This is a genomic window from Bacteroidales bacterium, from assembly GCA_014860575.1.
Lineage (GTDB): Bacteria > Bacteroidota > Bacteroidia > Bacteroidales > JAAYJT01 > JAAYJT01.
Genome location: JACZJK010000011.1, coordinates 24,986 through 38,413 on the forward strand (window position 1 = coordinate 24,986; position 13,428 = coordinate 38,413).

Sequence of the window (13,428 nt, forward strand, 5' to 3'; positions counted from 1 at the left end):
AACTTTACCAGCGTATTGCCTAACATTTTAATGAACCGCTGTATACGAGACCCGTAGGTACAGTGGTGTGAAAGGCTCTCCCCATCAGCTAACGCTGGTGGGGCAGCCTACTCGATTACCTGCAGTTTTTTATTCAAATCTTGTCATCCTGTGTGGTTCATAGATTATTGGAATTATGACTTTCCCATTTTTGTTTATGAAGCCTGCTTTTCCATCTTGTTCTACATAAGCAAATCCATTATTAAATTGACTTGCATAATCAAATTTTGGTTCAATTACGATTTCTCCTTTTTTATTTACAAACCCCCATTTATCATTCAAGCTGAAGTTTGCAACACCTTCATAAAAGTGCCATATTCTGTCAAATTTCGGTTCAATTACAAGGTTGCCCTTTGCATCATAAGCTCCCCATTTTTCATTCTTTGCCTGAATAATGTGCATTCCGTTAGATAAATTCCCTGTGCTCAAATAATTCGGTGGAATTATTGTGTCGCCTTTTTCATTTAATCTACCACGTCCGTTGTCAGTCTTAAATGCTCCTGGATAAGTGTTCAACGACCAAAGTCTTTTATGTCGATAATCTTCTTCTATGTATTCGAAAGTTTGACCATTTTTATTAATTAAAACAAGTTCGTCTTCAAATGTCCAAACGACAGCAAGGTCAGAAAGAAATGGATAACAAGTTTGGTATTTTAAGGGAATTACGACTTGACCTTTTCTATTTATGTAGCCACAACTATCATTAATAGTCACATCTGCAAGTCCTTTTGAAAACCCACCAAATGATTCTTCATACTTAAAGGCGATTATTGTATCCCCTTTTTTATCAATAAAGCCATATTTTTCTTCTTCATTTCCAACACAAGCTAGACCTTCATCCAAGAAGTCGGCATCCCAATACTGCGGTTCAATTATTACCTTTCCTTGTCTGTCAATATATCCCCAAGCACTATCCTTTTCAACAGGAAAAAGTCTTTCGCTTTCTCCAAGAATGTAGTCATACACCGGATTCACAACAATTTTTCCTTTAGAGTCTATAAGCCCATATTTATCTCCTTGCTTAATGACCGCCAATTTCGTTTGGCAGGACAAAAAGGGAAGTGATAATAAGATTATTAAGATGGTTTTCATTTTTCAAATTGCAGGTAACGTTTCGCAAATACACGCAGGTCGGGAGTGAACCGATGACCTTCCTACGAAGATTTGCTTTTCAAATACTAATTTCTTGTCAACGAAGCTGAAACCCCCGACTTGCGGGTATTTTGCTGTTATGCACAGAATTTTTATTAATCTCTTTTCTTTTTATAATCAATATCTGTCAAATTCACTAAAAAACTGAAAATTTTGAAAACATCTACTTTCTCAGGATTCCACATTGTAATAACGTTATATCTACCTGCTTTTAGTCCTTCTAATACCCAAGTTGTCCCATCTGGTGGAGAATCTTCGTCTTTGTCTAACGTGGGTAAGTTCCAAAAATCAATTTCCGCAATGTATTTTTCAATTGTCTTCCAATCCTCAATTGTTAGTCTTACCTTTTTGTCTTTTATCAAGTTTCCAGGTTCGTATCCACCAGAACCGTCACATTCTTTCCAGTAAAGAGTAATCGTGTCATTGTCATTTTCAATCCTCATCGTGAAAGGATTTGCAAAAGTCCTGAGAACGGTCATTCTATAAGCACTTTTGTCTGCAACCTGTCCAGAAAAAAGAATTGGCTCATTAAGCGCAAACAATTGCTCTGAATACCATGTATTAAGGAATTTGTCAAGTTTTACATTGTTGTCTAAATTGCTATTTTTCTCAATTGGAAAATAAAACGGAATCTCATTCTCCCGAGTTTTTGTTTGGGAAAAACAACTTGATGAAATCAGAGTCATTACTATTAAAATTCCAATTCTAAATCTGTCCATTTTTTAGTTTCATTTGTCAGTTTGCAGCGCCAAATAATTTTGTGCATAACTAGTAAATATCATCACAAACTCGTCACTTTTCCCACTTTCCGCCCACCACCTGACACTGGCACGCTCCTATTAGCATAGTTTCTAAACCAAAATGATTCAACAACAGCACCAGGCTCTACCTGCCTAAAACAACTAATATTTGAAGATTTTGTATGATGAATAAAAAAGGAATCAAGGTTAATGATGACTTTGGTCAGACTCAATTTGTTTGCCGGGCTAAGATAGAAAAATCTGATTTACAAAAACAAATCAGGATAATTTATTAGTTCAATCAAGTGCTGGAAGAAGGGAAGATGGGAAGATGAGAATATGAGAAGATGAGAAGATGGGGGTCTCACCTTCTCCGCTTCTCCCCTTCTCAATTTCTCACACTCCCGGTGTCGGGCGCTTGGTTATGGTTTAATAATGATTTTTTGTGTTGCCTTTTCGTAGGGTGTTTCAATTGTCACAATATAGGTTCCGCCTAAATAAAGGTTCTTTATTTTACATTGAAAGGTATTTTCTCCAATAACAACATTGGTTAAAACTCTTTGCTTTATTCTTTTCCCGTCAATTCTGTTAAGTGAGATTTTGGTCTCTGTTATTTTGTTTAATTGAAACTTCACAACGAAGTCCCCATCACTTGGATTTGGGAACACCTGCATTTTCAACGTTCCCAGGCTTTGTTCGTTTAAGTTGTGAATACCTACTGATGAATTTTTAATAACATACACTTTGAATATTTGGCTACTTGCACTACTCTGTGTCCCGGTATTAATGAAAAAAATATTTGCAGCAGTGCTGCTGATACCGCCATAAATGTAGCCAACCAATGTGCTGTCGGATGTAAAGTCATCTAGTTTAAGAACCTCATTATTAAATTGAGGAACGCTTGTAACAGGTATAAATTCAGCACCTGCACCTAGTAAGCCTGGCATTTCAACAGGGAGTTTATACTCCGCCATAATTCCAGCGGAATTTCTTGTCACACGAGCAATAGTTTTCACAAAAGGAACATTGTTGTCTTGTACTAACACACCTAAACTATCATAATATTGGGCAATGCCTCCAAAGAAAACATTGTGCATCTCATTGTTGGATGCTGAGTATAAAGGTAAAACTGCACAATGATAATGGTTGTAATATTGCTGAAATGCGTTGTTCACTTCATAAGCTGTGCTATCAATATTGACACAGTTCAAAAATGGCAAGTCAGCCGTATGTTGAAACACGCCTGAAAATACAGTAATTCCTTCGGCACCGTTTGGCAAGATTTGAGGAACAGCATTGTAATCTCTTCTGTGCAAATTTTCTGCATCCGTAATTGTTGGTAAATGAGAAATGGTAATGCTTGCTCCATCATCTGCTAAATTGAATTTGCGGATTGCATCTGTATAAACCTGCGTAAAAGTTGGGTTGCCCATTGGATTGTAATTGCCGTCAAATTTGTTTCCGGCAATAAGGTAAAAAGTATTGTTTATTTTTTTCAGATGTCCGCCCGTTACTGCAAATTGTGAATCACTGATTTGCCGGAAATGACTTGTGAATGAAGTTCCCGTTATTACTGCATTAATCACAGCGGGAACATCAATAGCAGTTAAGTTGTCAAATGTTTTTCTTGATGCTGTTGCTGTGTTGTATCCATAGCCACCAAGAATATAAAGGTAATTCCCGTTTTGATGAAACTCCATATTGGTAGAGCTTAACTGTTCCTGTAATGCAACAGTCAGCGATGTTAACGGTGCAGTCCATTTTTGTTGCGAAACCGGATCAATAACAATCAATTGGTTGTTGTTTCCTGCTACATCAAAAGCGGCGAAAGGTTGTCTGCGGTGCAGACCGTCAAGACGGCCCCCAACAATCAGCCATTTCCCGTTATGTTGTCCAAAAGCGTATGCTTGCAGTCCGCCCAGACCAGTAATATTCATTGGTTCAATGTAAATATCGAAAGGTGCTGATTGAGTAAAGGCTGAAAGGCTACTTAAAATCAGCCCTACCATTATTGAAATTTTCTTAATCATTGTTTGATTTTTCATTAGTCTCGAAACTATATTTCAGATCATTGTTTTTAGTAAGCTTTTCACGAAAGAAATTGCTTTTCGTCGGGGTTTTTATTTCGCTTGAACCTAACGGGTAAATATCTGTACAAAGTTGCCACTTTTCCCATTATCAAACAACTATCTCAACTTTGTTGCAATGAAAAGGGGAAGATGAGACTTGGAGACTTAGAGACTTAGAGACGGAGAGACGGGGATACTTGAGGACTTAGTGTCTTGTTTAGAAGTAAATAAGGAGAAAATAATAGTAATCAAACTGCTTCCGGGATGGAACGCTAATGACGCGGATTTATCTGATTTCCGCAGATTGAGCCTGCAAACTACTGCCAGCTATTTGCCAACTGCCCTTGCCACTGCCACTGCCGCTGCCTACTGCTGCTGCCTACTGCTGCTGCCACTGCCAACTAAAACCCCCTCAGCAACGGCCTTTCCACTCCAAATGGAGACAACTGCCAGGGAATAGAGATGATGATGATAAACAAGGCAATGGAGAACCAGATGGCCATCGCTTTAAACTTGCCCTGATCCGTAAGTCTCTTTTTTGCAAGAACGCCGCCAACCGTGATTAAAACAACAGCAATCAGCATCATCAAGGTATGCTCCATAGCTGAAAACCGGATATCTGAAATTTTAACGGCCTCGCTGAAATTGCTCATGAAATACCTGGTGATAGGACTGATGAAATAAAGTAGCACGCCAATGATCAATTGAAGGTGTGCGGTGATCACCGTTATCAATCGAGCATTTGTATCGGATTTTGTATAAGCCGCTTTACCGAACCAACCCACATAACCGCGGTAAATTGTATAAAGCATGGCCAGCAGTAATACCCACCTGAGGATGGAGTGTAAAAATAATAGTGTTGTATACATCTTGTTGTTGTTTTTGGTTTATAGTGAATTGAAGTTAACCGGATTCAGTATTAATAGTTTACCGGCAAATCCGGGATTAAATCTTGAGTCTATTTAGAAAGGAGAATGTCCCAAAGTTTCTGAGTTCACTGTCTTTGTCATTCTTCTCCGCCGCGGCGGAGAAGAATCTAATACAGAGATCCTTCATTGCGTTCAGGATAACAAGATTCGGCCTTTTTCTGAGTGGACTCAAATCCTGTAATTTCCGTTCCATTCAGGAAACACTTATATCGTACATTTGTTCCCTGTTTGATTAAATTATCATTTGAACCACCATGAGTAAAGCCGAAGCCAATTCATTGAAAAATATTACCGTTGTCGGCGACAGGGTTTTGATCAAACCCCGCTCCGAATCCGGCAAAACCAAGAGTGGACTGTTCTTGCCACCGGGCTATTCAGAGAAAGAGGAAGTTCAAACCGGATTTATTGTAAAAGCAGGCCCGGGCTATCCGATCCCTGCATACATGGACGATAACGACCAGCCCTGGAAACAAACCGATGAAAAGGTAAAATACGTTCCCTTGCAGGCAAAAGTAGGCGATCTGGCCATTTTCCTTCAAAAAGGCGCTATCGAAATTATCTACAATGATGAGAAGTATTATATCGTTTCGCAGCATTCCATCCTGTTGCTGGAGCGCGACGCCGGACTCTATGAATAGAAGTTCAAAATCCAAAGCTCAAAGCTCAAAATACAAAATTCAAAAAGCAACGAAATAACATTACTTCATCACTCCATTACTCCAACACTCCACTACTGCATCACTGAATCACTGCATCACAAAATAGTAATCCATGTACCTGAAAACCCTGCGCATCACAAATTTCAAGAACTACAGCGATGCAAACCTTGATTTTACCGACAAGATAAATTGTTTCGTTGGAGCCAATGGCGCGGGAAAAACCAATCTGCTCGATGCCATTCATTACCTCTCGTTTTGCAAAAGTTATTTCAATCCCATTGATTCGCAGAATATCAGGCATGACGAAGATTTTTTTGCGATCCACGGTTCGTACGTAAAAAATGGCGACGAATCTACTGGCAAGGTGGCCTGTGTGCAGAAGCGAAACCAGCGCAAGCAATTCTCTATCAACGGCAAGGAATACGACCGGCTTGCCGATCATATCGGGCTCTATCCGCTGGTGATGATCTCGCCCTACGATCGCGACCTGATCAACGATGGCAGCGAGGCCCGCCGCAGGTATATTGATTCGGTGATTTCGCAGTTCGATAAAATTTATCTCGACAACCTCATCAATTACAACAAGGCATTATCGCAGCGCAACAATCAGTTAAAGGATTTTGCTGACCGCCGTTATTTCGACCCAAGTTTGCTTGAAATCTGGGACGATCAGCTTATCCGCTATGGAACTGAGATTCACCTCCGGCGTTCGGACTTCATCAGGGATTTTATTCCGGTCTTCAATGAATATTTTCGCATCATCAGCCTCGGTAAAGAAACTGTGAGCATTGCGTACGAATCGCAGTTAACGGATGAAGCCTTTGGCCGGCTACTTTCGCGGAGCATCGAAAAAGACAGGGCTCTGCGCTATACCAGCGCCGGCGTTCACAAGGACGACCTTATTTTTGAAATCGGCGCTCACCCGGTAAAGAGATTTGGTTCGCAAGGGCAGCAAAAGTCTTTTGTGATCGCAATAAAACTTGCACAATTTGAATACACACAGCGGATTAAGAAGTTCAAACCCATACTGTTGTTTGATGATATCTTCGATAAACTCGACGAAAACCGTGTGACCCAACTGGTGCATCTGGTGAGCCAGGACAGTTTCGGGCAGATATTTATTTCCGATACCCAGCATGACAGGGTTAAAAAACTCACCGCCCTGCTTCCGATCAATTACCAGGTTTGGGAAATTGAAGCAGGCACAGCGGCACATGTAAATACGGAAAGCCATGTTTAAGAAACCCAACGAAATATACCTCGGCGATGCAATCAAAGAAATGGTTGATTTCTACAACCTCAGGGGGAAACTGGGCGAAGCCAATGTGATGAGCGCCTGGGAAAAAATGGTGGGAACCATGATTGCCAAACATACAACCGATATTTACATCAAACGCCGGAAGCTGTATATAGTGCTGGATTCGTCGGTGATCCGAAATGAACTTTCTTACGCCAAATCCAGGCTTATCAAAATGCTGAACGACGAAGCTGGCAATGAAGTGATAGACGAGATCATATTCCTGTAAACACCTTCGGTTCGCAAGAAAAGTAGTGTTCAATTCTAAACACAAGGCTGTTCGCAATCGAACATTCGGTTTGCATCCACCCTTTTCGAATAACACAGTGTTTTATTAGTTAAAATACTATAAATAAGCAGATTAATTGCTGTGGAACAATTTTTGAAATGCATGCATTTATAATACACTTAAATCTTAAACAACATGCTTCGGAAAATTACCCTTTTAATGCTGGCTGGAATTTTTACGCTCTCAAATTCGAGCCTTGTTCTTGCATCGGACAATGCACCAACACGGGAAACCGCTCCCGAAAAATACAAATGGAATACTTCGGCTATTTATCCTGACTGGGATGCATGGCAAAATGATCTGGACAAAGCCAGAGTAATGCTGAGTCATTTGGTTTCGTACCAGGGAAAACTTGGCGAAAAACCCGAAAACCTGCTTGAAGTGCTTAAAACCAATGACGAGGCAAGCAAAATCCTTTACAAACTGTATTGCTATCCGTATTTGCAGCGCTCGGTTGAAACCAGTAATCAGGAAGTGAATTCCCGCTTTCAGGATGTACTCGCATTTTTCTCTGAAATTGGAACCCAAACCTCATGGATAACACCAGAGTTGCTTACAATTCCTGAGCCTACGTTACGATCATGGATCACTGATATCCCTGGTTTCGGGCCTTATCGTTTTGGGATCGAAGATGCATTGCGGATGCAGGAATTTGTATTGGATGAAGACAAAGAAAAGCTGGTCAGCTATTTCAGTTTGTCTACATCAACTCCGGCCCAGGTTTACACTGAATTGGCCACCACTGACATCGAGTTCCCTGAAGTGACACTTTCAACCGGCGAAAGCATTGTAGCGAGCCATGCAGAATACGCCAAAATTCTTAACTACAGTAAAAATCAGCAGGATCGCCAACTGGCCTGGGAAGGGCATATTTCGGCTTTTAATAAAAATGCCAGCACCTATGCATCTTTGCTCAACGCTGTTTATCAGGGCGACTGGGCAAAGGCACGAAGCAAGAATTTCAATTCATTTTTAGAATCGCAATTAATCGGGAACAATATTCCTGTTGAAGTCTATCATAACCTGATCAACACCACAAAAAATAACACCAAACCCTTACAGCATTATCTTGACCTGAGAAGGCGGGCACTTGGGCTTGAAACTTATAATAGCTGGGATGGGCTGATCAGCCTTTCCGAGTATAGCCGCGAATATTCCTGGGAAGAAGCATGTGAACTTGTGTTTGAAGCCTTGAAACCCCTGGGCCCTGATTACCAGCAAAGGGTTACTGAAATGTTCTCAGGTGGCTGGATTGATGTATATGAAAGCCAGAGCAAAGAATCCAATCCATATTCCATGAGCGTTTATGGTGTTCATCCTTACATTTTGATGAACTGGAATGGCACATTGAACGATGTTTTCACGCTTGCCCATGAAATCGGACATGCGCTGCACTCACAGTATTCTGATGAAAACCAACCCTTTTCGACCCACAACTACTCAACTTTTGTTGCTGAAGTAGCATCCATCTTCAATGAAGAATTGCTGTTGGATCATCTGCTTAAAAAATCCAATGACCCAAATGAGAAGATTGTTTTGCTGAACCAGGCAATTACGAACCTCGTAGGCACATTTTACCGTCAAAGTTTGTTTGCTGATTTCGAATTTCAGGTGCGAACCATGGTAGAAAATGGCCAGCCTGTAAACCTATCCTCGCTTCAGTCATTGATGAACCGATTGAACGAGGCTTATTATGGCAGTTCAGTTAAAGACCATCCTTACCGCGATATGACCTGGAGCATGGTTATGCATTTTTACCAACTGAAATACTATGTTTACCAATACGCAACCAGCTACGCAGCTTCCTCCCATCTGTTTCATAATATTACTGCTGCTACAGAAAGCCAGCAGCAGCAATCGCTTGATCGCTATATCCGGATGTTAAAATCCGGAGGAAGTGATTATCCGGTGAAATTACTCCAGGATGCCGGTGTTGACATGACCCAACCAGAAACCCTGGAAGCAGTGGTACAAAGGCTTGATGACCTGGTGAACCAGCTTGAAGTTGAGTTGAAAGCTGTGAATAGGATATAGCTTGTTCTGAAGTACATTAAGCAATTTTTCTTAAACAAAAAAGTCAGATTTGTTAAATAATTATTAGTAAGTCCTGGCAGAATTGACCACTGCCAGGGCTTATTGCTTTTCATTCCCTTATTTCCACGCTATCAAATTCAAGCGTGGCTTATACAAGTAATAGTGTTTACCAGTAATGAGTGGACCGCTGATAAAATTGGGGACTACGAAAACATTGCTCATGGTAATGTTATTGCCCGGTGGAATGACTGACTCCTTCTATTCTTAATGATCTCACGAAGATTTTCTCTAAACATTTCTAATAAGCGGTTTGTTTATTCATTCTGTTTAACAAGAATTTTCAGAACTTTAAACAAATGATCCGTACAGTTTTACTTTTCATACTGCTTATTGGAGTTGGAAATATTTTTGCGCAAAGCACGCATGACTTCTATAGCATAAGCCAGCAAACCAACAAAATTGGGATGTACGTTCTGGGAACTTGGGCATTGACCAATATAGCAACCGGGGCTTACGGATGGAACCGTTATGACGGGTCACAAAAATATTTTTACCAGATGAACCTGATGTGGAACGTTGTGAACCTGGGCATTGCAGGTTACGCAATGTACAGTTTTTCGCAATCCGATCCGTTAACCATGACAGCCTCAGAAATGTTGAGCGATCATTTGAGTAAGGAGAATTTGTTTCTGATCAACGCAGGCCTGGATGTGCTATATATGAGCGGAGGTTTTTATATGCGGCACCTTGCCAGGCAGGGCCATAAACGGGCTGAAATGATCAAAGGCTATGGAAACTCAGTCATCCTTCAGGGTGGCTTCCTGATGGCATTCGACCTGGTAATGTATTTCATTCAACGTCAGCACCGTCTGAGTTATGATCCGGGTATTTTCTCTTTAAACTTAGGACTGACTCCTGATGGAATAGGGATGGTGATTGGGCTGTGAGGAAAGATGGGAAGACGGGGAGACCAAGAGACTAAAAGATCTAAACTTCTAAACTTCTAAACTTTTAGACTACTAAACTTACTAAACTTCTAAAGATAATGACTCAACAAACTATTTATGACTTTAATGCCAGGAAGAACAACGGGGAAGAATTTGATTTGTCAGCATATCAGGAGAAAGTGTTGCTGATAGTAAATACAGCCAGCAAATGTGGGTTCACACTACAGTATGCCGGGTTGGAGAAGTTATATGAGGAATTCCGGGAACAAGGCCTGGAAATACTTGCTTTTCCCAGTAACCAGTTCATGAACCAGGAGCCACTGAGCGATAAAGAAATCGCTGATTTCTGCCAATTGAACTATGGTGTGAGTTTTCCCGTTTTTAAGAAAGTGGATGTGAACGGAAAAGATGCGCATCCCTTATTTAAATACCTGAAAAAAGAAGCTCCTGGCGTATTGGGTTCGCAGAGCATTAAATGGAATTTTACGAAATTCCTTGTCGGGCGCGATGGCAAACCTGTTAAACGTTATGCCCCTGCAACAAAACCTAAGGAAATTAAATCAGACATTGAGAAATATTTATCAACCGATGATGACAAGAAATAATTTTTTAAATCACACATTGATATTGACAGCCGCACTGTTGCTTATGCTATCGCTGTTGCTGCCATTATCATCCTGCGGATCGCAGAAAACCAAAAAGATTGAAAACATGAAAAACAATAATGAAACATACGAGGTGGCGACGCTGGGAGGCGGATGCTTCTGGTGTATAGAAGCCATTTACCTAGAAATGAAAGGCGTAGTTTCTGTAAGCAGCGGGTACAGCGGCGGGAAAATCAAAAATCCAACCTATCGTGAAGTTACTTCTGGTATGACAGGCCATGCCGAAGTGGTACAGATTACCTTTGATCCCGAAGTAATCACCTACCGCGACATTTTAACCATCTTTTTTCATGTGCACGACCCAACTACACTTAACCGTCAGGGTGCCGATGTGGGAACCCAATACCGCTCGGTGATTTTTTATCATGATGAGAATCAAAAATCTGTTGCTGAGGAAGTGATGGATGAGATTCAAAATACAAAAGTCTGGAACGATCCGTTGGTAACCGAATTATCACCGCTGAGTGCATTTTATGTTGCCGAAGATTATCACCAGGACTATTTCTCCAATAACCCCAATGCCCCTTACTGCACTTTTGTGGTCAGCCCCAAAGTGGAAAAGTTCAGAAAGAGCTTTCAGGAATATTTGAAAGACTAACTTCTGCAGGCTGAATTTCAGTTAAAAGTCTTCGTGATCAGTGAGGCAAGGAAAGATGCATCTGCAACATCTTCCATTCTCCGTTTATTTTCTTCAGCACAACTGTGTGACGAACGCCTTCATACTTTCGCTGAACTCCTTCGAGCAGATAGTTATAGTTGAGCATTTGCGAAACCCACGCAAATGCACCAGAGTCGTCAATATGAACACTTCGGTTGCGAGCGGAGATATAGGTATCAGTGAATGTATTAAATTGATGAATAAACACTTTGCGGATTTCTTCCCAGCCTTTTATACGCTCACCGGCAGCAGTACCAAAGGCTTCAATATCTTCATCAATAGCCCAAATCTCTTCAATCAACCTGATATTCTGAGTTTCATTGGCTATGATATATTTATCAAGCACTTCATTGATTTTAGCGCAGTCTTCTTTAAAGAGATCTTTGTCGGTTTGTGGAAATACCAGACCAGCGCTGAAAAGCAGGCAGATTAAAACAAAATACTTTTTCATGATTTCCCGATTTTGTTATTACTATTTTGATAAGATGGTAATTGCAATGCAGAAGAAAATGAACGCATCAGAAGCAAGCCCAAAGGTAGGAAATAATCACGCCTGCTGCAACACAAAAAGTGTTTACAGAAAAATTACGTGATCTCCTGGTCAATTTAATATATGATGTGCCGGAAAAGAACCCACATGTGCTAAAGCACAGTTTTCCAAGTTAAAGTAATCGCTAAAATATCAAAGGAGTACCTGATGATAAAGAATCACAGGGGTGTAGCGCACCGTGATATTGTTCTTTTGTCATTGCGACAAATCTATTAGAATTCTACCCGTCATACCACCTCTCAAAATTTTTGGAATGTATTCCTTCAACGATTCAAGACTTGCAGTTATAGCGATTTGTTCAAGTTTAGCAGGTTTCCATTCGCCTGCAAGCTTTTCCCACAGCAACTTTCTAACTGACATCGGGCAAGTGGCGGAATCTACACCCAAAAGATTTATGCCGTTGAGGATAAAGGGGAATACAGTAGTATGCACTTCTGTTGAAAGTACATTGCCCATAGCAGCAACGTTGCCATGGGCTTTGCAAGCCTTCAAAACGGTACTGAGCAAATTGCCGCCCACTGTATCAATAGCGCCGGCCCATTTCCAGCGCAACAACGGTTTTCCTGAGTTATCATTCACTTCACTCCTATCAATGATTTGCGAGGCGCCAAGATTTTTCAGGTATGAGTGAGCATCAGGTTTTCCTGTGGCGGCAATTACTTCAAAGCCGGCATGCGAAAGGAGTACAACCGCCAGGCTGCCGACTCCACCAGTTGATCCAGTAACCAGCACCGGACCTGAATCAGTAGTTTGGCCGCATTCAATCATTTTATGCAAGGCGTACGCGGCTGTAAAACCGGCTGTGCCGAACATCATGACCTCCTTCAGGTTCAAACCATTAGGAAGGGGAACAACCCAATCGGCCGGAACCGAGATATATTCAGCAAAACCGCCTGATGTGTTCATGCCCAAATCATAGCCCGTAACGATTACCTCATCGCCGGGTTTGAACCTGATGTCAACTGAATCAGCCACAACACCTGAAGCATCAATGCCGGGAGTGTGAGGATATTTTTTTGTGACCCCTTTATGACCCGTGGCTGATAAAGCATCTTTGTAATTCAGCGATGAATATTTAACGTTGATCAAAACCTCATTTTGAGGCAATTCATCAAACCTTCGGGTCGTAATTGATTGCGTATATGAACCGTTCTCTTTTTCTGTTACCAGAAATGCTTTGAAATGATTATTGTACATGGCTAAGATCGCAGATTATTGATTTCATTTGAACGCAATTTCAACATGATTGCATGATCTGAAAAAATTGCATTTCGTCAAAGATAAATAAAGTAACTAATAGTTTTGAGCTTGATCTCACATTATGGCAATGTGCTGATAGCGCTACAGGCAGCCTTGGGTTCGCACGAAAATACGTACATCTCTTTTCAACAATTTATCAA

At 41.0% G+C, this 13,428-nt stretch carries 13 protein-coding genes; 7 read left to right on the forward strand and 6 right to left on the reverse strand.

Annotated elements, in window-relative coordinates:
• Positions 1–129: 129 nt before the first annotated feature.
• The 4 genes from IH597_02020 to IH597_02035 form a co-directional block, all read right to left on the reverse strand.
• Positions 130–1,131 (reverse strand): WG repeat-containing protein, encoded by a 1,002-nt coding sequence (locus IH597_02020; GenBank protein MBE0661218.1) that lies wholly within the window; start codon positions 1,129–1,131, stop codon positions 130–132.
• A gap of 155 nt (positions 1,132–1,286) precedes the next feature.
• The gene (locus IH597_02025; GenBank protein ID MBE0661219.1) at positions 1,287–1,910 is read right to left on the reverse strand and encodes a hypothetical protein; all 624 of its coding nucleotides are present in this window, start codon (positions 1,908–1,910) and stop codon (positions 1,287–1,289) included.
• A 443-nt stretch (positions 1,911–2,353) separates the two neighbouring features.
• Positions 2,354–3,961, reverse strand: a complete 1,608-nt coding sequence (locus IH597_02030) for a T9SS type A sorting domain-containing protein (GenBank protein MBE0661220.1) — start codon at positions 3,959–3,961, stop codon at positions 2,354–2,356.
• 440 nt (positions 3,962–4,401) lie between these two features.
• Entirely contained in the window at positions 4,402–4,869 is a 468-nt protein-coding gene (locus IH597_02035) for a hypothetical protein (protein MBE0661221.1), read from the reverse strand.
• 314 nt (positions 4,870–5,183) lie between these two features.
• On the opposite strand from IH597_02035, the gene IH597_02040 reads away from it, so the two are divergent.
• The 7 genes from IH597_02040 to msrA all read left to right on the forward strand — a co-directional run bounded on the left by IH597_02040 (position 5,184) and on the right by msrA (position 11,418).
• Positions 5,184–5,567, forward strand: a complete 384-nt coding sequence (locus IH597_02040) for a co-chaperone GroES (protein ID MBE0661222.1) — start codon at positions 5,184–5,186, stop codon at positions 5,565–5,567.
• A gap of 133 nt (positions 5,568–5,700) precedes the next feature.
• Entirely contained in the window at positions 5,701–6,828 is a 1,128-nt protein-coding gene (locus tag IH597_02045) for a DNA replication/repair protein RecF (protein ID MBE0661223.1), read from the forward strand.
• Positions 6,821–7,114, forward strand: coding sequence for a DUF721 domain-containing protein (locus IH597_02050; protein ID MBE0661224.1), 294 nt, complete (start codon positions 6,821–6,823; stop codon positions 7,112–7,114). The genes IH597_02045 and IH597_02050 overlap by 8 nt, the downstream gene beginning before the upstream one ends.
• A 195-nt stretch (positions 7,115–7,309) precedes the next feature.
• A complete protein-coding gene (gene pepF / locus IH597_02055; GenBank protein ID MBE0661225.1) occupies positions 7,310–9,208 on the forward strand; it encodes an oligoendopeptidase F in 1,899 nt (632 codons plus the stop codon).
• Between the two features lie 356 nt (positions 9,209–9,564).
• Positions 9,565–10,155 (forward strand): hypothetical protein, encoded by a 591-nt coding sequence (locus IH597_02060; protein MBE0661226.1) that lies wholly within the window; start codon positions 9,565–9,567, stop codon positions 10,153–10,155.
• 98 nt (positions 10,156–10,253) lie between these two features.
• Positions 10,254–10,760, forward strand: coding sequence for a glutathione peroxidase (locus IH597_02065; GenBank protein MBE0661227.1), 507 nt, complete (start codon positions 10,254–10,256; stop codon positions 10,758–10,760).
• A gap of 106 nt (positions 10,761–10,866) precedes the next feature.
• A complete protein-coding gene (gene msrA, locus IH597_02070) occupies positions 10,867–11,418 on the forward strand; it encodes a peptide-methionine (S)-S-oxide reductase MsrA (GenBank protein MBE0661228.1) in 552 nt (183 codons plus the stop codon).
• Positions 11,419–11,455: 37 nt separating this feature from the next.
• Here msrA and IH597_02075 read toward each other — a convergent pair whose 3' ends face one another.
• Together IH597_02075 and IH597_02080 are read right to left on the reverse strand one after the other, a co-directional pair.
• The gene (locus tag IH597_02075; GenBank protein MBE0661229.1) at positions 11,456–11,929 is read right to left on the reverse strand and encodes a nuclear transport factor 2 family protein; all 474 of its coding nucleotides are present in this window, start codon (positions 11,927–11,929) and stop codon (positions 11,456–11,458) included.
• Positions 11,930–12,223: 294 nt separating this feature from the next.
• Positions 12,224–13,225, reverse strand: a complete 1,002-nt coding sequence (locus IH597_02080; GenBank protein MBE0661230.1) for a YhdH/YhfP family quinone oxidoreductase — start codon at positions 13,223–13,225, stop codon at positions 12,224–12,226.
• Between the last annotated feature and the right edge of the window lie 203 nt (positions 13,226–13,428).

Excerpts from the sequence above, each read along its gene's own strand:
- IH597_02035 (MBE0661221.1), bottom strand. The coding sequence starts at position 4,869 with ATGTATACAACACTATTATTTTTACACTCCATCCTCAGGTGGGTATTA.
- IH597_02020 (MBE0661218.1), bottom strand. The coding sequence starts at position 1,131 with ATGAAAACCATCTTAATAATCTTATTATCACTTCCCTTTTTGTCCTGC.
- IH597_02040 (MBE0661222.1), top strand. The coding sequence starts at position 5,184 with ATGAGTAAAGCCGAAGCCAATTCATTGAAAAATATTACCGTTGTCGGC.
- msrA (MBE0661228.1), top strand. The coding sequence starts at position 10,867 with ATGAAAAACAATAATGAAACATACGAGGTGGCGACGCTGGGAGGCGGA.
- IH597_02050 (MBE0661224.1), top strand. The coding sequence starts at position 6,821 with ATGTTTAAGAAACCCAACGAAATATACCTCGGCGATGCAATCAAAGAA.
- pepF (MBE0661225.1), top strand. The coding sequence starts at position 7,310 with ATGCTTCGGAAAATTACCCTTTTAATGCTGGCTGGAATTTTTACGCTC.
- IH597_02080 (MBE0661230.1), bottom strand. The coding sequence starts at position 13,225 with ATGTACAATAATCATTTCAAAGCATTTCTGGTAACAGAAAAAGAGAAC.
- IH597_02065 (MBE0661227.1), top strand. The coding sequence starts at position 10,254 with ATGACTCAACAAACTATTTATGACTTTAATGCCAGGAAGAACAACGGG.
- IH597_02045 (MBE0661223.1), top strand. The coding sequence starts at position 5,701 with ATGTACCTGAAAACCCTGCGCATCACAAATTTCAAGAACTACAGCGAT.
- IH597_02075 (MBE0661229.1), bottom strand. The coding sequence starts at position 11,929 with ATGAAAAAGTATTTTGTTTTAATCTGCCTGCTTTTCAGCGCTGGTCTG.
- IH597_02025 (MBE0661219.1), bottom strand. The coding sequence starts at position 1,910 with ATGGACAGATTTAGAATTGGAATTTTAATAGTAATGACTCTGATTTCA.
- IH597_02060 (MBE0661226.1), top strand. The coding sequence starts at position 9,565 with ATGATCCGTACAGTTTTACTTTTCATACTGCTTATTGGAGTTGGAAAT.
- IH597_02030 (MBE0661220.1), bottom strand. The coding sequence starts at position 3,961 with ATGATTAAGAAAATTTCAATAATGGTAGGGCTGATTTTAAGTAGCCTT.